The organism is Asticcacaulis sp. AC460 (genome assembly GCF_000495795.1).
GTDB lineage: Bacteria > Pseudomonadota > Alphaproteobacteria > Caulobacterales > Caulobacteraceae > Asticcacaulis.
The window spans coordinates 97,307-113,156 of sequence record NZ_AWGD01000003.1; the positions used below are offsets into that span (position 1 = coordinate 97,307).

The 15,850-nt window shown below is 62.8% G+C and carries 20 protein-coding genes; 9 read left to right on the top strand and 11 right to left on the bottom strand.

Going from position 1 to position 15,850, the window contains the following annotated elements; translation table 11 throughout:
- Positions 1-23 precede the first annotated feature (23 nt).
- The 3 genes from ABAC460_RS27020 (at position 24) to ABAC460_RS27030 (ending at position 2,399) form a co-directional block, all read left to right on the top strand.
- Positions 24-602 carry a hypothetical protein gene (locus ABAC460_RS27020; protein WP_023451699.1) on the top strand — a complete coding sequence of 193 codons (579 nt, stop codon included), beginning with the start codon at positions 24-26 and terminating at the stop codon, positions 600-602.
- A gap of 21 nt (positions 603-623) precedes the next feature.
- Positions 624-1,205, top strand: coding sequence for a hypothetical protein (locus ABAC460_RS27025; RefSeq protein ID WP_023451700.1), 582 nt, complete (start codon positions 624-626; stop codon positions 1,203-1,205).
- Between the two features lie 66 nt (positions 1,206-1,271).
- A complete protein-coding gene (locus tag ABAC460_RS27030; RefSeq protein ID WP_023451701.1) occupies positions 1,272-2,399 on the top strand; it encodes a succinylglutamate desuccinylase/aspartoacylase family protein in 1,128 nt (375 codons plus the stop codon).
- Positions 2,400-2,418: 19 nt separating this feature from the next.
- Here ABAC460_RS27030 and ABAC460_RS27035 read toward each other — a convergent pair whose 3' ends face one another.
- From ABAC460_RS27035 to ABAC460_RS27040, 3 genes are all read right to left on the bottom strand, one after another.
- Entirely contained in the window at positions 2,419-2,811 is a 393-nt protein-coding gene (locus tag ABAC460_RS27035) for a nuclear transport factor 2 family protein (protein WP_023451702.1), read from the bottom strand.
- A gap of 66 nt (positions 2,812-2,877) precedes the next feature.
- Entirely contained in the window at positions 2,878-4,020 is a 1,143-nt protein-coding gene (locus tag ABAC460_RS48050) for an HAAS signaling domain-containing protein (RefSeq protein WP_023451703.1), read from the bottom strand.
- Positions 4,021-4,022: 2 nt separating this feature from the next.
- Positions 4,023-4,361 carry a PadR family transcriptional regulator gene (locus tag ABAC460_RS27040; RefSeq protein ID WP_023451704.1) on the bottom strand — a complete coding sequence of 113 codons (339 nt, stop codon included), beginning with the start codon at positions 4,359-4,361 and terminating at the stop codon, positions 4,023-4,025.
- 235 nt (positions 4,362-4,596) lie between these two features.
- On the opposite strand from ABAC460_RS27040, the gene ABAC460_RS27045 reads away from it, so the two are divergent.
- Positions 4,597-5,247: a hypothetical protein gene (locus ABAC460_RS27045; RefSeq protein ID WP_023451705.1), complete on the top strand. Its 651-nt coding sequence runs from the start codon at positions 4,597-4,599 to the stop codon at positions 5,245-5,247.
- A 49-nt stretch (positions 5,248-5,296) separates the two neighbouring features.
- Here the strand turns inward: ABAC460_RS27045 and ABAC460_RS27050 are convergent, their stop codons facing one another.
- From ABAC460_RS27050 to ABAC460_RS27065, 4 genes are read right to left on the bottom strand one after another with little or no spacing between them, the layout of a single operon-like run.
- A complete protein-coding gene (locus ABAC460_RS27050; protein ID WP_023451706.1) occupies positions 5,297-6,016 on the bottom strand; it encodes a lysophospholipid acyltransferase family protein in 720 nt (239 codons plus the stop codon).
- 53 nt (positions 6,017-6,069) lie between these two features.
- Entirely contained in the window at positions 6,070-6,732 is a 663-nt protein-coding gene (locus ABAC460_RS27055; protein WP_031236298.1) for a YdcF family protein, read from the bottom strand.
- Positions 6,733-7,623, bottom strand: coding sequence for a cell division protein FtsX (locus ABAC460_RS27060; RefSeq protein ID WP_023451708.1), 891 nt, complete (start codon positions 7,621-7,623; stop codon positions 6,733-6,735).
- Positions 7,620-8,384 (bottom strand): cell division ATP-binding protein FtsE, encoded by a 765-nt coding sequence (locus tag ABAC460_RS27065; protein WP_023451709.1) that lies wholly within the window; start codon positions 8,382-8,384, stop codon positions 7,620-7,622. The genes ABAC460_RS27060 and ABAC460_RS27065 overlap by 4 nt, the downstream gene beginning before the upstream one ends.
- A gap of 158 nt (positions 8,385-8,542) precedes the next feature.
- Between ABAC460_RS27065 and ABAC460_RS27070 the strand changes: the two genes are divergently transcribed.
- A complete protein-coding gene (locus ABAC460_RS27070; RefSeq protein ID WP_162150288.1) occupies positions 8,543-9,565 on the top strand; it encodes a zinc-ribbon domain-containing protein in 1,023 nt (340 codons plus the stop codon).
- A complete protein-coding gene (locus tag ABAC460_RS27075; RefSeq protein WP_023451711.1) occupies positions 9,525-10,097 on the top strand; it encodes a phosphoribosyltransferase in 573 nt (190 codons plus the stop codon). Before ABAC460_RS27070 ends, ABAC460_RS27075 begins: the two co-directional genes overlap by 41 nt.
- A gap of 40 nt (positions 10,098-10,137) precedes the next feature.
- Here the strand turns inward: ABAC460_RS27075 and ABAC460_RS27080 are convergent, their stop codons facing one another.
- The 4 genes from ABAC460_RS27080 to argH are packed head-to-tail and all read right to left on the bottom strand — an operon-like array spanning position 10,138 to position 13,818.
- Positions 10,138-10,671 (bottom strand): DUF4175 family protein, encoded by a 534-nt coding sequence (locus ABAC460_RS27080; RefSeq protein WP_031236300.1) that lies wholly within the window; start codon positions 10,669-10,671, stop codon positions 10,138-10,140.
- Positions 10,672-10,700: 29 nt separating this feature from the next.
- Entirely contained in the window at positions 10,701-12,041 is a 1,341-nt protein-coding gene (gene lysA / locus ABAC460_RS27085) for a diaminopimelate decarboxylase (protein WP_023451713.1), read from the bottom strand.
- 8 nt (positions 12,042-12,049) lie between these two features.
- On the bottom strand, positions 12,050-12,403 hold the full coding sequence (locus ABAC460_RS27090) for a hypothetical protein (protein ID WP_023451714.1): 354 nt from the start codon (positions 12,401-12,403) through the stop codon (positions 12,050-12,052).
- Positions 12,400-13,818, bottom strand: a complete 1,419-nt coding sequence (gene argH / locus ABAC460_RS27095) for an argininosuccinate lyase (protein ID WP_023451715.1) — start codon at positions 13,816-13,818, stop codon at positions 12,400-12,402. The genes ABAC460_RS27090 and argH overlap by 4 nt, the downstream gene beginning before the upstream one ends.
- Here argH and ABAC460_RS48055 point away from each other — a divergent pair.
- From ABAC460_RS48055 to ABAC460_RS27105, 3 genes are all read left to right on the top strand, one after another.
- Positions 13,817-14,578 (top strand): TlpA family protein disulfide reductase, encoded by a 762-nt coding sequence (locus tag ABAC460_RS48055; protein ID WP_081716407.1) that lies wholly within the window; start codon positions 13,817-13,819, stop codon positions 14,576-14,578. The two genes, argH and ABAC460_RS48055, sit on opposite strands and share 2 nt — an antisense overlap.
- Positions 14,578-15,147 carry a CDP-alcohol phosphatidyltransferase family protein gene (locus ABAC460_RS27100; RefSeq protein WP_023451717.1) on the top strand — a complete coding sequence of 190 codons (570 nt, stop codon included), beginning with the start codon at positions 14,578-14,580 and terminating at the stop codon, positions 15,145-15,147. The genes ABAC460_RS48055 and ABAC460_RS27100 overlap by 1 nt, the downstream gene beginning before the upstream one ends.
- Positions 15,148-15,213: 66 nt before the next feature.
- Positions 15,214-15,849, top strand: coding sequence for a Fe2+-dependent dioxygenase (locus ABAC460_RS27105; protein WP_023451718.1), 636 nt, complete (start codon positions 15,214-15,216; stop codon positions 15,847-15,849).
- Position 15,850 lies beyond the last annotated feature (1 nt).

Genomic DNA, 15,850 nt, shown 5'->3' on the forward strand with positions numbered 1-15,850 from the left:
CCGTCCGGGAAGGACCAGCCGCCATGCGCCCAACCTTCGTGCGTAACTTCGCGGCCGGCCTTTTTGGGGTTTCGCTTTGCATCCTCCCGCTGAGCCCGGCCACGGCGCAGACACCCCCTGCGGAGGTGTCCGAAGCAAGTCTGACCCTCTCGCGCGAAGTCCTGGAAAACCTGCGGTATTTCGACCTGATGCTGATCGGTATGCGTAACGGATTCGAGGGCAATGATGACTACCGCGGCCTGTCCGAAACCGAACAAAAGCGATTTTTCGCGCTGGCTGTCGAGGAAATGGAAATCCGCCGCGTTGCGATCATCGATGTCATGGCCAAGGGGAATATCAACCGTCTGACCGCCGAGGAATGGGAACAAGCGGCCCAGTTTTCCAGAATCAAGTATGTGCAGGACCTTGTCCTTGCCGGGGTCAACCCCTCTGGTCCGCGGCCGGACCCGGCCACTATGACGCCATCCGAAAGCGCCCTGTTCAGCCGCCTGGTGCCCCAGCCTTTCATCGCGCGACTTTTTAGCAAGGAACAGATAGAGCCTGCCGAGTCACTGGTCCTCGAAGCCGGTAACGCCGCCCTGGCCCGTTTTCAGGCCCAATAATCACTTCAGGGAACTTACACCATGTCGTTCAAAGCCCTCTTCACCGCCGCCGCCCTGGCCCTCAGCGCCATGGCCGTGACCACCATCGCCACGCCGGCCGCCGCCCAGGCCACCGATCCGGTCAAGCTGGACCTGACCGCACGGGTGCTCGGCAATCTGAAGATCGTCGACGTCATGGCCCGCGCGGGCGCCCAGACGCTGCTGGCCGACGAGACCATCAAGTCCTTCACGCCGACGGAACAGAACCGCCTTGTGCAGTTCTACACCGACGGCCTGCATGCCGAGGAAAGCGCCCTTAACCGCAAGCTGGCGGCCAGTTGCGCCGACGATTTCACGGCGGACGAACTAAAGGTGCTGCTGCGCCTGTCGCAGATCAAATACATCCAGCAACTGGTCGCCCAGGGCGGCGATCCGTCCATAAACGCCGACCCGTCGACCATGAGCGCCGACGACAAGGCGGTTTATGACCAGTATTCCAACAGCGATCTGGTCACCCGTCTGGCCGACAACCTCGATTTCGATGCTATCAAGCCCGACCTGGAAGCCATCACCCTACAAGCCGTCACCGATTTCCTGGCCTGGCGCGCCCAGCAACCGGCCTGATCATGGCCCCTTGTGATCACGAACATACCGGGGCATAGTACCGTCCTGCCTTGCCCCGGACGTTCCATGAAACTGCTTCTGCCCCTGATCGCCGCCAGCCTGATGGCTGCCACGGCCTGCCCTGCCGCTACCCTCTATACCGGTGATCGCATCGACGGCGCGCGGGTGATCGAAAAGCTGGACGCCGCCGATTTGCCCGTGGGGCGTACGAAACTGTGGTTCCGGGCACTCGACAACCCGACCGGCCAGGCCTGGTACGTGCCTGTGGTGGTGGTCAAGGGCGAGAAGCCCGGCCCCAACTTCCTGCTGACCGCCGGCATCCACGGCGATGAACTGAACGGCATTGGCGTGCTGCAGCGCCTGACCCAGGACCTGGACCCTAAGACCCTGAGCGGCACGGTGGTGACCATTCCGGGCCTGAACACGCCGGGCCTGTTGCATTCGACGCGGACCTATACCTCCAGCCATGGCGGTGCCGGCGGCAACCTCAACCGCTTGATCCCGTCGGACCCCGAGGCCGTAGCCGGCGATACCGACGCGGCGACCCGCTTTGCCGCCCGGCTGTGGTCACAACTGTTCATGGGTAATGCCGACTTCGCCATCGACCTGCATACCCAGTCGCGCGGCGGCACCTATGGCGCCTTCGTCTTCGCCCAGACCCGGGCGGCGCGGCATCTGGGCGACCTTTTGCGCCCCGACGTCATCCATATGGACCCGGGCATCGAAGGTGCGGTCGAGAACATGCTCAACGGGGTCGAGATTCCGGCCGTGACCTATGAACTGGGTACGGCCGAGGTCTGGGACGAGGCCTATATCGGCCGCGCCATGGCCGGCATCCGCAATGTCATGATCGACGCCGGCATGTTGGGTGGGCAGGTGACGACGACCGGCCCGGCGCCCTTCGTCGGCAACGAAAGCTACGAGGTCAAGTCGCCCCATGGCGGCTGGGCCAACACCAAGGTCAAGCTGAACCAGGACGTCAAGACGGGCGACGTGGTCGCGGTGATCACCAATGCTTTCGGTGACGTCACGGCGACTTTGAAGGCGCCGGTCGATGGCCGGGTCATCGTCGTGCCGGTCGATCCGCGCACCGATGCCGGCGAGAATGTCGTGCGGATTTTGCGCTGGAACGACGCCCTGCCCTGCAAGACCGATGGCTGTCCTTCCAGTGTCGAGATGGTCAAGGACAACTGAGGCCAGCGCGGCAGCGGTTTCAGGACGCCGAAGCCATCCGCGGTGGGCCGGTCAGGAACCACGCCTTCTTGATCCGGCCGTCCAGAATCTCATAGATCCCGACCACATCGACCTCGCCCTTGCCGTTGGGGAAGTTGCGCGTCACCCGCTCGGTATCGACCACCTTGTTGCCCATCACGGTCCGGCTGACCAGGACCGCCTTCAGGTCGGGCTCGAGGAACCGCACCACGTGGCGGGCACGGATATCGCCATAACCCTTGGACAGCAGGGTGTCCGGATGCTGGTAGATCTCGGCGTCCAGCTCCCAGAACGACATGAACATCTCGATGTCGCGGGCATTGTAGGCGGCCAGCTGACCGGCGACGATCTGCTCCGGGCTCAACCCTTCGTCAAGTATGATCCGGTTTTCCATGCCGTATCAAAACGCCGCTTCGCCCCGACCTGTCAAGCGGACCTACCTGTCAAGCTGATTGGCCTGTCAAGCTGATTGGCCTGCCAGGCGGTAGCGTTCAGCATAGGCGCCGACCACGACAGCCCACAGGCCCCGCAGGGCCCGGAAGAACCCGCCGATCGCCGTAAAGGTCAGGATAAGGGTCACGACCGTAGTCAGGGGAACCGGCACGGGATGCGCCGCCATGGCCAGGGTGCGTTCGATCAGTTCGGCGACGCTATCGACCCCGACCACCGGCGCAATCGAAGAGCTCATACCGATCCAGGCGGAGATAGCGATGGCCATCACACCGATGACGATGTCGATCGCGCCGCGCAGGCGGACACCGGCGGGGTGGACCAGCACCACCATGCCATAGGTGATCAGGGCGGCGAAGTAGGCGACGAACGGTCCGAAGACCTCAGCCTTGAACGCCGGCCAGTCGACCTGAGCCAGGGCGCCGGGATCAAGGCCCAGGGTGCCGAAATCGAACGAAATCGACGAAAAACCGAACCGCAGCAGCCCGACCCACCACAGGAGCAGCACCACCCCGCCGACAATGGTGCCGATGCCGCGCCCGGTCGTCGAGCGCCCGATAGCCCGAAAGTCATCGCTGAAATCGAAGCCGGCCGTCATGGTGCCGTGTTTTGAACTGTTCATTTGAGCCATCCATTCCTGGACATCGGTCCAGTCCCAAAATGCGAAATCGAGAAAGCGTAGATCCTGGACGCGCCAGGCGTTGAGATAGTCGACCTTGATACCCTTGCGCTCGACCAGCCAGGCCGCCACCGTGGCGAACCCGATCAGGGTCATGGCCCCGGTGACGCCGGAACCGATCGCCGAACCGAAGGCCTCGGCGATATCGCCGCCGCTTAAGATCCGGGCCGCGAAGACGATCACCGAGACGCAGACCTGGATGATGACGGCAAAGCGGACCGCAAAGGCCCAGTAGGGATACAGGGCCGGTCCGACGCCATATTGCGGGCCGTCGCGGTAACGCGCCGCCACGACGATGGGGTGACCGAAATCGCGCAGCAACTGCTCGGTCTCGGCGTCGGTCAAGACCCGGCCAAGTTCGGCCTCCTTCGCTTCGATCCGCGTCAGGATCTCGTCGCGCAACTCGGCGATGATGTCGTCGCGCTTCGAGCGCGGCAGAAGGCGCGATACGGCGCGCAGATAGTCTTCAAGCATGTTCAACGCTCCCCGGTTATTTTCTCGAGCGATATATTGATGGTCCGCCATTCCTGGATCAGACGTTGCAGCATGGCCTCACCGGCGGGTGAGAGGATGTAGAAGCGTTTCTTGCGCTTCTCCTCCTCGCGCCATTCGCTGAGCAGCAGCCCCTTGCTCTCCAGCCGCCGCAACAGGGGATAGAGGGTGCTTTCCTCCATTTCGAGCCCGTCGTCGGCCAGGGCCTGGCGCAGGGTGTAGCCGTAACGCTCGACCCGCAGCCGGGCGAGAACGGCCAGGCCCAGCGAACCGCGGCGAAGTTCCGCGCGCAGGCTTTCATACAGGTCGCCCTCTTCATCCATACCCTGCCTCATACACTGTATAACACATACTGTGTGATATACAGTGTATGATAAGCAGTATGGGGAGTCAAGGGGATTTGGGCATAGGCTCCGCGGCTTTTCAAAGTCGGAGGATCGGGCTAGATTAGCGTTTTCCCATGGCAAATCCGCTGCTCAGAAGGACAATATCCGGTAGGACTTGAAGGCATCGCGTGATATGTGATTACGGTTTTCACCACAGGACAAGGGGGCACAGGTGAAGCTGTTTAGACTATTGATCGGCGCGTTGCTTTGCTACGCAGCACTCGCCTACCCAAATTCAGCGCTGGCGGAAAAAGCCTATAAGGGCGCCGACGCCGGATATCTCGTCTACTCCATTGGGTCGTACACACCCATGACCTTTTCGTTCCTGTATAGAAAAATTCCCGCGGAAGTTGCGCCCAAGTGGATAGATCGCATGTACTGCGGTTGCGAAAAAATAAACTGGTCGAGAGCTGCGGATTTTCCAAAGGACATAGACTACAGCGACAACGGGTCCGGCTTTGTTGTGATAAGAAAACTGCCTCCAGGCCAGTACGAGATTTATGATTATGCGATTAACGGCATGACGATGACGTTGGCAACGATAACCTGGTCCTCCAAGACACCCCTCTCGATACCCTTTAAGATTGAACCCGGAAAAGCGACCTATATAGGAAACTTCGCCCGAGGATGCTGGTGCGTACGTAACGGAGTTCCGTCCGAGTCGGTCTACGATTATCTTGGCTATTTCGTCATTTCGGATCAGTCAGAGCGAGACATTGCCATAGCACGGAGCAAGGAGCCCACGCTTCCGGAAATCAGCAACAGTGTCTGGGACGTAAGCCAATTACATCACCCCATCATCTTTACCAGCCAACCCAAGTAGTCCTGCGCACTAAGGGCAAAAGCGAATTCGGGCGATATTTCTCCGAGGACTATTTTGCTGTCTGTTCCGCAATCAGGGCATTCGAGCGCGTCTCCAGCCGTTCCTTGAGCTGGGCCATGAATTCGGCGCGCTTCAGGCCGGGCGGCAGCGGGGGCAGGAACTCGAACACCACCGTGCCCGGCTTACGGTCGATGCCATGGCCCGGCCAGAACTGGCCGGAATTGGTCGCCAGCAGATGACACGGAACCTCCAGGTCGCGATATAGCGCCGCCACGCCCGGCTTGTAAGCCGCGTCCTGGCCGATGTCCGAACGCGTTCCCTCTGGAAAAATAAGGATCTGGCGGCCTTCCTTCAGCCGCGCGCGGCAGCCGGCAACCATGGACTTCAGCGCCTTGGCGGCTTCGTCGCGGCGCACCGGCACCATCCGGGTGCGCGCGGCGAACCAGCCCAGGAACGGCAGGTACATCAATTCCTGCTTCAGGACATAGGCCGGCAACTTGAGCACGGTGAAGGGCGCAATGGTGTCCAGCATGCTGAGGTGCTTGCCGGCGATAAGGGCGCCCTGGTCAGGCATGTGTTCCAGACCGCGGAATTCGACCTTGATACCGACGATCCAGCGCGCGCCGAATAACACCGTGTGCCCCCACCAGCGGATCGGCAGCATGGCATAGCGCAGCGGCAGAAGCATAAAAGGCGAACAGAAGATGCCGTAGAAGGCCATCGAACCATACAGCCACAGCATGAAGATCAGGGATCGCAGTCGGGTCATGCCCTCAGGCGTAGACGCAGACGCAGCAATTAGCAAGAATGCCGTTAGGTCAGTTACCCGACGCTCATCGCCGAGGCAGCCGTTTCGGAACCCGGCGGTGGTGGAGTCTTCTTGCCCTTGTCGCCCATCGAGCGCGAGATGCTCAGCACGGCATCGCGGCCCAAAATCGCCAGATACTTGCAGTATTCCAGCACGATCAGGCGCGCGCCCTTGGGCGATTTCCACCAGTCGCGGGCGTTGAGTTCGGCTGTCGGTACGGGATAGGCCACGAAATGGGCATCGGGCATGTCCGCCTTCAGCTCCAGCAGAGACCGCGGCATATGGTAGTCCGACGTCACGACGATCAGGGTGTCGAAGTCGTGGCCACGCGCCCACTCGGCGATTTCACGGGCATTCTGGACGGTGTTTTCGGCCTGGTAGCCCAGGTCGACGCAGCATTCGTACAGCCGCTTGGAACCTTCGGTAACGTCCATCAGTTCGGGGCGCTTGACGTCGCGATTGACGCCGGAAATGAACAGGCGCTCGCCCTTGCGCCGCTCCAGCAGGCGCATGCCTTCCTTGAGCCGCATGTCGGAAGCGCCGGTCAGGACGACGATAGCGTCGGCGGCTTCTTCGGGTTCGGTCGCCGGAGTCGATTCGATGACGCGATCGGCAAAGACCAGGAGGCCCGCCGCCCACAGCAACACCACAACCAGGAATGCGATAAGACTACGCACCTACCCCTTCCCTCCCAGCAACCTCAAGGTCACGATCCGTGCCGTTACCGCAGCGATCAGCGCCACCAGGAACGGACACGGCAATAAGATTAACAGATCAAGCCATGAGAAGGGAAGAGCCAGGGCGAAGCTTTGTGAGGAACCTGTGGCTTTTATGACCGCCATCACCCCGGCGGCGATGGCGGCACCCAGCAGGCCGGACTCGAAGGCCATGCGGGCAAAGCGGTACTGAAACCGTTGCGCGATAAACAGATCCGTCGCGCCGCACAGCGACAGGACCTCGACAATGGTGGCGCGCGCGGTCAATCCGGCCCGGGTGGCAAAACCGACCACGGCGGCGGTCGCTGTGAAAATAATGAAGAAAATACCGATCGAAATCAGCCGGATGGTCAGGGCGCTTTGTTCAACATCCTTCAACCACACCGAATGATCGTCGATCGAGGCATCAATATCGTGTGAGATCAGCGCATCCGTCAGCGCCTTCACCGTGGCCGGCGCCTTATCGTCGAGGCGGACGGAAACCAGGTTGGGGATGGGCAGGTCGTCGAGGATGGCGTCGCCCAGCCACGGCTTGATCAGCGCCTTGGCCTTTTCCGGTTCGAGGGCGGTGACCTGGCCGACGCCCTTGACGCCAGCCAGGACCTCGGCGGCGCGGGCGGCGGCGACCGAACCGCTCTCCAGGCCGGTCGGACGCACCTGGACCGTCACCTCGGCACGGATTTCGCGCGCCCAGCCACGCGCCGCCCGGTCCGACGCCATGACGATCAGTGCCGCCAGGCAGGCCAGGACGCACAGCACGCCGATGACATAGTGCAGGGCGATTTCACGCTGATCCTGTTCCGGCAGGAGGTGGCGGGCCTTCATCGATGACAGGCGCGAGACGACGGTCATAGCCGCCCTCCGACCGTGGTGTTGAGGTCGCGCCGGACGATATGGCCGTCCTTCAGCTCCAGCACCGGCATGCCGGAGGCGCGAACCAGGCTTTCGTCGTGAGTGGCGATCAGGACTGTCGCGCCCAGCCGGTTCAGCTCGACGAACAGCCGCATGATACGCAGGCCCATGGCGTAGTCGATATTGCCGGTCGGTTCGTCGGCCAGGATCAGGGTCGGCCGCGTGACGACCGCGCGGGCAATGGCCAGGCGCTGTTTCTCGCCGCCGGACAGGACATGCGGCATGGCCTGAAGCTGGTTCTTCAACCCTACCCAGGTCAGCAGTTCTGTGACGTCATCGCGGTATTGGCGAAAGCTCTGGCCGTGGACGAACAGCGGCAGGGCGGCGTTGTCGAACACGTTAAGATGTTCGAGCAGGCGGAATTCCTGAAACACGATGCCCAGTTTCGAGCGCAGCCGCGCCACCTGGGCCCGGTCGCCGCTGCTGACGGTTTCACCAAACAGGGAAATCCGCCCGGACGTCGGCGCCTGGGCCAGGTAGATCATCTTCAGCAGCGAGGTCTTGCCTGCGCCCGACGGCCCGGTCAGGAAGTGGAACGACCCGGCCGGCAACTGAAACGACAGGGATTTCAGGATGTAGTCGGCTTCGGACGTCGCACCATAACCCAGGCTGACATTGTCGAAGGACACCACGGCGTCGTCGCCCGGCAGGAAGCCGGTGACGGAGCTGGCCAGTTGCTTTTTTTCGTTAATTTGAGCCATGGCGCCAAGTGACGGTCAGGCTTGACCGGTTGTTAAGACTTTTTAGCGACATATGGTTAAGAAACTTCGTCATTTGTCGGGCGAAGACACGCCGTATGCCAAAAAGTGCCGGTTATTCTGTGCATGATTTGGCTGCGGTCCCCAGATCAGTTCCGGTTATGATTCTTACCTGTCCCAGCTGTTCGACGCGCTACACTCTGCAGGATTCGCAGCTGCCAACCGGCGGCCGCACGGTGCGGTGCGCTGCCTGCCGGATGACCTGGCATGCCGAACGCCAGGAAGATCCGATCGAGCTGCCGCTGCCGGCGCAGTCCGCCCCGTCGCGGGCCGAAGAGCTTCAGGATATCAAACCGCGCAAACTGCCGGGCCAGTACCGCGCCATGGTCGAGGACAAGAAGCGCAGCAAGGAACTTACGGCCCAGATGATCGTCTGGGGCGCCATGGGCGCGGCGGTTATCGCCTTCCTGGCCATCGGCTTCTTCTTCCGGGTCGATATTGTGCGCGCCTTCCCGCGCGTCGCCGGCGCTTATGCCATGGTCAATCTGCCGGTTAACGCTTCCAATCTGAGCATCGACGAATACACGGCCGACCCGGCGTTCCGCAATGGCCGCTTCGTCGTGACCGTCAATGCGAAGATTACCAACCTGGTCAAAAAACCGACCAAGGTGCCGCCGGTTAAGGTCAAGCTGTACGACGCAACCGGCGAGCAATTCGACACCATCCTGATCCCGTCGGGTGGCCTGATGGTCGAGCCCGGCGCGACCCGTACCCTGACCTTCGACGTCAAGGATCCCAAGAACCTCACCGCGGGCGGTTCGCTGCAACTGGGCTTCGACCTGGAAGCCATGAAGCAGAAGCCAGGCGTGGCGCTGCGCGATGAAAAGTCCGGCCATGGCGACGAGGAACACGGCGATGCGGATGGCGCCGCGCCCGCGTCCGAAGGCGAGGATCACGGTGACATCGGCCATGGCGACGACCCTGCGGCGCCTGCAAACGATTCGGCTGGACACGGCCCCGAAGAGGCCTTAACCGGGGAAACTGCGCCGGACCACGGCGCGGCGGCTCCGGCGGCGGCAGATCATGCCGAAGCCGCGGGCGGTCATGCTCCCGCTCTCCGCCCCGATCTGCCCGCCAGTCACCATGACGACCACGCCACCAAACCCGCTCCCGCCCATCACTGATCCGGTTTTACCTGCCGTCCTTATCGACGAGGCCGAGGTCCAGCACCGCGTCCAGGCCCTGGCCGATCTGCTGGTGCATTATGTCCGTCCGGACTGTGTCGGGGTGTGCCTGCTGACGGGCGGCATCTGGTTTGCCGCCGACCTGACGCGGGCTTTGAACCGAGCCGGCCGCGACATCGCCTTCGACGCCCTGTGGCTGTCTTCCTATGGCGACGCTCACGAAGGCGGCGCCATGCTGATTCGCGCGCCGCTACAGCGCTCGGTCGAAGGCCGCCAAGTGCTGATCATGGACGATGTCCTGGATACCGGCGCATCGCTGAAGATCGCGGTTGAGATCGTCCGCGAAGCCGGCGCCGCCGAGGTTCTGACGGCGGTATTTGCGCGCAAACCCGATCCGCTGAAGGACGGTGCCCCGCGCGAGACGGATGCGGACTTCACGGCCTGGGAAGCCCCGGCGCGTTACTTGGTCGGCTACGGCCTGGACGATGGCGGCAAGTACCGTGGCCTGCCCTATGTCGGGGCGATGGACTGAACTTTTCCGATTTCAGCGCAGCAGTGTTATCAGACAGTGCCTATTTCCGCGCCAATTGCATGTCCGCCTTGGCGTCCAGCTGGGCGAAGGGCATGAAACCGTGCTGCACCCGGCTCCACGGTACCGGCCCCAGAACCAGGAAACCCAACAGCGCCGCCACAAGCGCCACGAACCGCAGGGCATAGGGGTCGGATTCGGCGATACCCGCCTTGGCCTTGCCCACCCGCAGTGGCGGCTGATCGACCTCATGGCGCATGGCCAACAGCCGTTCCGGCTTGACGCCGTTATCGACCGCCAGGCGCGTATTGTATTCGGTAAAGGTCGGCGCGCGGAAACGGAACACCGCCCGGATCGACGCGAAGATCGCAACCAGCAGGCCGACGGACAGAACCCCGGCATGGGCCCAGCTCGGCATATTCAGGAACAGACCCCACTGGGCCGCCACCGCGACCAGGGCCACCAGCAGGACATAGGGAAACAGAGCCGGCAGGATACGTTCCCAAACCATCACCACCTGCGTCCAGAACAGGGCGCGGTTCAAAGGCGATAAGGCGGATGGCTTTCTGCCCGACATAACTCCCCCAGGGTTTCCCGCTCTCGTATTCACGCCGATGCCGCCCGCGGCCGCGAACCTTGCGGCTCCAACCCCAATTCTAGCCATTGGGGCAGAGGCTCGCGCGCCATCATCTCATCATAGCTGGGGCGAGGACGCACGACGGCGAAGCCACCGTCACGCACCAACACCTCAGGGGCGAGCGGACGTGAATTATATTCGCTTCCCATCACCGCGCCGTACGCGCCGGCCGACATGAAGGCGACCAGCTCGTCCGCCCGCAGCCGCGGCAGTTCGCGATTACGGGTGAAGGTATCGCCCGTCTCGCACACCGGACCGACCACATCATAGATGTCGCTGTCGTCGTTGGTGGGCTGCGCCACCGGACGGATGTCGTGATAGGCGTCATACAGCGCCGGGCGGATCAGGTCATTCATCGCCGCGTCCAGCACCAGGAACTTTTGGCCGCTGTCGGTCCGCTCATGGACATGGACCACGCGCGACACCAGGACACCGGCATTGGCGGCAATCACCCGGCCGGGCTCGAAGGTATAGCGCACACCAAGAGTCCCGACCGTCAGGGCCGCCATCTCGGCGAAATCGACCGGGTGCGGCGGTTCAGGCTGGTTGAAATAGGGCACGCCCAGCCCGCCGCCCAGATCCAGCCGCTCAACGCTGAGGCCCTCAGCACGCAGCGCTTCGACCCAGCCCTTCATACGCGAGAAGGCCGCCTGCAGCGGCGTCAGGTCGGTGATCTGCGAGCCGATATGGCAGGCGATGCCGACCGGCGCGAGATTGCGGTGGGCCGCAGCCTCGGCATAAAGCTTCAGCGCTTCTTCGGCCGATATGCCGAATTTGTCGCGCGCGCCGCCGGTGGTGATCTTGGCGTGGCCGCCGCTGCCAACACCCGGGTTGATGCGGATGACGAAGGGGGCGATCATGTTCAGCGACGCCGCCACGCGGGCCAGCCGGTCCAGCTCGGGCCGCGACTCGACGTTCAGTTGGTAGATGCCAGTCTTGAGCGCGAAGGCCATCTCGGCATCGGTCTTGCCGACGCCGGAAAAGACAATCTTTTCGGCCGGAACACCGGCGGTCAAGGCCTTGCGGATCTCGCCCTCGCTGACCGTATCGGCGCCGCAGCCCTGGAGCGCCAGGGTGCGGACGACGGCCAGGTTGGAATTGGCCTTCATGGCATAGGCGACCAGCGGCGCCTCGCCCTTGGGGCTGCGCAGGGCCGGAGACGCGTTCAGCGCGCCGGCAAAGACATTATAATGCCGTTCCAAGGTGGCCGAGGAATAGACATAGACGGGGGTGCCGACCTCGCGCGCAATGTCCGTCAGGGACACGCCCTCGCAATGCAGCTCGCCGTCCTGATAGTCGAAATGGTTCACGCGTAACCCTACTTCGGGCCGTTGTTGTTGAAAATGGTGGCGTTGCCGAAGCCTTCCAGCGGCGCGTCCTGCACCTTCTTGTTGCCGCGGTACGGGTCTTCCATCTTGTTGTCGTCGTCCGCCTGGGGCAGGGCGCGCTCGGTTTCGTTGGAGGCGCTGCTGTCTTCCAGGGTCGCCGTTGAACCGCCATTGGCGTTCTTGGACGCCGACCACGACGCCTTGGCGTCATCGCCGACCATCGGTGGCGCCTGTTCCAGCGTCCCCAGCTTGCCGCAGGCCGACAGCAGCAGCGCCGCGCCCAGCAGGGCCGTCGCCGTAACGGCGGCCGAGGTGACGAAGCGGGTCTTGTTGACGGTCATCATAGGCGGCGATCCTTCCAACTCTGGATTTGTTTACGTACCTGGTCGGGCGCCGTACCGCCATAGGACTGGCGGGAAGCGGCCGAAGCCTCGGGTGTTAACACCTTATACACATCCTCCGTAATCCTGGCTTCCAGATTTTGCAGATCAGCGAGGTCTAGTTGCGCCAAATCCACACCCTTGCCGTCGGCCAGCTTCACGGCCGAGCCGGTAATATGGTGGGCATCGCGGAACGGGATGTTCAGGTTGCGTACCAGCCAGTCGGCCAGATCGGTGGCCGTCGAGAAACCGGCGCCAGCCGCCGCGCGCATTTTGTCGGTATTGGCGTCAAGATCCAATATCATTCCGGTCATGGCGCGCAGGGCCAGATCCAGGGCATCGAAGGCTTCGAACACCGGTGGCTTGTCCTCCTGCATGTCCTTGGAATAGGCCAGCGGCAGGCCTTTCATGACGGTGGTCAGGGCGATCAGGGAACCGGTAATGCGGCCGGTCTTGGCGCGGACCAGTTCGGCGGCATCGGGATTGCGCTTCTGCGGCATAATCGAAGAGCCGGTCGAAAACGCGTCCGACAGCTTGACGAAACCGAACATCGGGGTGGTCCAGATGACGATTTCCTCGGCGAGGCGCGACAGGTGGCCGGCGCAGATGGCGGCGTGGCTGAGCGATTCCAGGGCGAAGTCGCGCGCCGACACCCCGTCCAGCGAATTGGCCATGGGCCGATCGAAGCCGAGCGCTTCGCTGGTGGCAAAACGGTCGATCGGAAACGGCGAACCGGCCAGGGCGGCCGAGCCCAGCGGATTCTCGTTCATGCGGGCGCGGGCATCGGCAAAGCGCGAATGATCGCGGCCGAACATTTCGACATAGGCCATCAGGTGATGGCCGAAGGTCACGGGCTGGGCCGGCTGGAGATGGGTAAAGCCCGGCATCAGGGCGTCGGCATACTGTTCGGCACGTTGGACCAAGGCGTCCTGGAGGGCGATCAGTTGTTGTAGGGTCAGGTCGACCTGGTCGCGCACCCACAGACGGAAATCGGTCGCCACCTGGTCGTTGCGCGAACGCGCCGTGTGCAGCCGCCCGGCCACCGGGCCGATCAGCTCACGCAGCCGGGCCTCGACATTCATGTGAATGTCTTCGAATTCGTGGCGGAAAGGAAACACGCCCGATTGAATCTCATCCTCGATCTTCGCCAGACCGTCGTCGATGGTTTTGGCATCGTTAAAACTTATGATACCTTGTTTCGCCAACATGGCGGCGTGGGCGCGCGATCCGCGCAGATCCTGCTGCCACAGGCGTTTGTCGACATCGATGGAAACATTGATGGCTTGCATAATTTCATCGGGTCGGGCACTGAAACGTCCACCCCACATCTTTTGACCCTGTTGGGGTTTGGGGGACGCTTCGTCGGTATGATCGCTCATGGATAACCCTTTGGACAGTGATGACCTGAAGGCGGCGCAACCTGCGCCGCAGCCCGATCAGCCTGCGCAGCCTATAGCCGAGGACGGTGGCGAACCCAAGTGGCGCGACACCGGAAAAGCACATAAAAAGCGCGGTCTCAGCGGGCTGGGTATCGCCATCATCGTGGCCAGCGTGGCGGCGGTCGGTGTCCTGGGCTTTGCCGGCTGGAAACTGCTCCCGCAATTGACGAGCGGACAGACCAAGGGCGTCGAAGGCGCGGTCAAGGCCGAGGCCGAAGGCCCGCTGGCGCCTTACGTCAAGGGCTCGATCGCCCATATGGTCACCTTCGCCACGCCGCGGAAGATCGACAACCTGGCCTTCATCAACCGGGACAAGAAGGAAATGCACCTGGCCGACTTCAAGGGCCAGGTCGTGGTGCTGAACCTGTGGGCGACCTGGTGCGCGCCGTGCCGTTACGAAATGCCGACCCTGGCCAACCTGCAAAAGGATTACGCCGGCAAGGGCGTGGCCGTGGTGGCGCTGAGTGGTGACACCGAGGACAAGTTCGCCGACGTGAAGTCGTTCATCGATGTGCAGCAGCCGCTGGACGTCTATGTTGATCACGATCTGGTCGGCAAGACATCGAAGCTGGATGTGGCCGGCCTGCCCTCGACCCTGATCCTGAACAAGAACGGCGACATCGTTGCCCGCCTGGACGGCGAAGCCTCGTGGGATACGCCCGAAGTCAAGGCCTTGCTGGACAAGCTGCGGGCGGAGTAATGCGGCATCTGCCGTTTGCCCTGATCCTGTTCCGGCTGGTGGCCGGACCGGTCCTGCTGGCCGTGGCCGGGTTCAAGCCGGCCGGTGCCGCTGTCATCTGCGCGGTTCTTCTGGCCCTGGGCGTGCTGTCCGATATCTTCGACGGTGTCATCGCCCGTCGCCTGAACATCGTCACCGACAGCCTGCGCCTCTGGGACAGCCGCTGCGACGTCGTCTTCTGGCTGTCGGTCGCGATCAGCCTGCACATGCTGCATCCCGATATCTGGCAGGTGACCTGTATCATGTTGGCAGCTCTCGGCCTCATGGAAGCGACCACCCATCTGATCAGCTATGTACGCTTCGGCCGCGAAGCCTCGACCCATCACCTGCTGTCGAAAATCTTCTGCCTTTTCCTGTGGGCGCTTGCGTCGCAAATCTACCTGACCGGCGAGACCGGCTGGCTGTTCTGGCTGACCCTGGCTGTGGGCATCGTGTCGCAACTGGAAGCCATGGCCATCATGCTGGTCGTGCCCGCCTGGCAGGTCGATGTGAAGGGCCTGAAAGCCGCCCTAGCCCTGCGCCGGGCGTGAGCGGTTTACAAACCCGCCGCCCGGAGGCAAGGTCCGCCTCCTTTGTGATTTGGCCTGCGAGTCCCCATGCTGTTCATTCAATCCGCCCTCGACAAGGACGAGCTGACCGAGGTCACGACCCGGCTGAAGGCCCTGCCCGCCGGCGCCGTCCGCCACGGCAAGCCCGGCGAGCCGCAGCATAACGACTCCAAGGCGCGCGCCGTCATGGGCTGGGTCAAGTCGATCGTCACCCGCCATCCCTTGGTCCAGGCCTATGCCCAGCCGGCGCGGTTTTCACCGATTATCCTGACAAAACATGCCGTCGGCGAACGATTCGGCCTGCATCCGGTCGATCCGCTGATGAAGGACGACAACGGCAATCCGATGCGCACCGACCTGGCCTTCACCCTGTTCCTGACGCCGAAGGTGGACTACGACGGCGGCGCCCTGACCCTGGAAGCCAATGACGGCACGCGCGACATTCGCCTGGAAGCCGGCGACATGGTGATCCACAAGACCGGCCAACTTCACCAGGTAGCGCCGGTGACGCGCGGCGAGCGGCTGGCCTGTATCGGCTGGATCCAGAGCCTCACGAAACATGAGGATGAGCGGGATGTTCTGTTCGATCTGCAGCGGATGCTGCTGTCGGCGACCGACCGCGACCATGTGCTGATGCTGCGCAAGACCATCGGGAATCTGCTGCGCATGTGGGGCGAGGTTTAGC

Bases quoted from the DNA above. Each gene is read 5' to 3' on its own strand.
- ABAC460_RS27020 (WP_023451699.1), top strand. From the start codon at position 24: ATGCGCCCAACCTTCGTGCGTAACTTCGCGGCCGGCCTTTTTGGGGTT.
- ABAC460_RS27025 (WP_023451700.1), top strand. From the start codon at position 624: ATGTCGTTCAAAGCCCTCTTCACCGCCGCCGCCCTGGCCCTCAGCGCC.
- ABAC460_RS27030 (WP_023451701.1), top strand. From the start codon at position 1,272: ATGAAACTGCTTCTGCCCCTGATCGCCGCCAGCCTGATGGCTGCCACG.
- ABAC460_RS27035 (WP_023451702.1), bottom strand. From the start codon at position 2,811: ATGGAAAACCGGATCATACTTGACGAAGGGTTGAGCCCGGAGCAGATC.
- ABAC460_RS48050 (WP_023451703.1), bottom strand. From the start codon at position 4,020: ATGCTTGAAGACTATCTGCGCGCCGTATCGCGCCTTCTGCCGCGCTCG.
- ABAC460_RS27040 (WP_023451704.1), bottom strand. From the start codon at position 4,361: ATGGATGAAGAGGGCGACCTGTATGAAAGCCTGCGCGCGGAACTTCGC.
- ABAC460_RS27050 (WP_023451706.1), bottom strand. From the start codon at position 6,016: ATGACCCGACTGCGATCCCTGATCTTCATGCTGTGGCTGTATGGTTCG.
- ABAC460_RS27060 (WP_023451708.1), bottom strand. From the start codon at position 7,623: ATGACCGTCGTCTCGCGCCTGTCATCGATGAAGGCCCGCCACCTCCTG.
- ABAC460_RS27065 (WP_023451709.1), bottom strand. From the start codon at position 8,384: ATGGCTCAAATTAACGAAAAAAAGCAACTGGCCAGCTCCGTCACCGGC.
- ABAC460_RS27070 (WP_162150288.1), top strand. From the start codon at position 8,543: ATGATTCTTACCTGTCCCAGCTGTTCGACGCGCTACACTCTGCAGGAT.
- ABAC460_RS27075 (WP_023451711.1), top strand. From the start codon at position 9,525: ATGACGACCACGCCACCAAACCCGCTCCCGCCCATCACTGATCCGGTT.
- ABAC460_RS27080 (WP_031236300.1), bottom strand. From the start codon at position 10,671: ATGTCGGGCAGAAAGCCATCCGCCTTATCGCCTTTGAACCGCGCCCTG.
- ABAC460_RS27090 (WP_023451714.1), bottom strand. From the start codon at position 12,403: ATGATGACCGTCAACAAGACCCGCTTCGTCACCTCGGCCGCCGTTACG.
- ABAC460_RS48055 (WP_081716407.1), top strand. From the start codon at position 13,817: ATGGATAACCCTTTGGACAGTGATGACCTGAAGGCGGCGCAACCTGCG.
- argH (WP_023451715.1), bottom strand. From the start codon at position 13,818: ATGAGCGATCATACCGACGAAGCGTCCCCCAAACCCCAACAGGGTCAA.
- ABAC460_RS27100 (WP_023451717.1), top strand. From the start codon at position 14,578: ATGCGGCATCTGCCGTTTGCCCTGATCCTGTTCCGGCTGGTGGCCGGA.
- ABAC460_RS27105 (WP_023451718.1), top strand. From the start codon at position 15,214: ATGCTGTTCATTCAATCCGCCCTCGACAAGGACGAGCTGACCGAGGTC.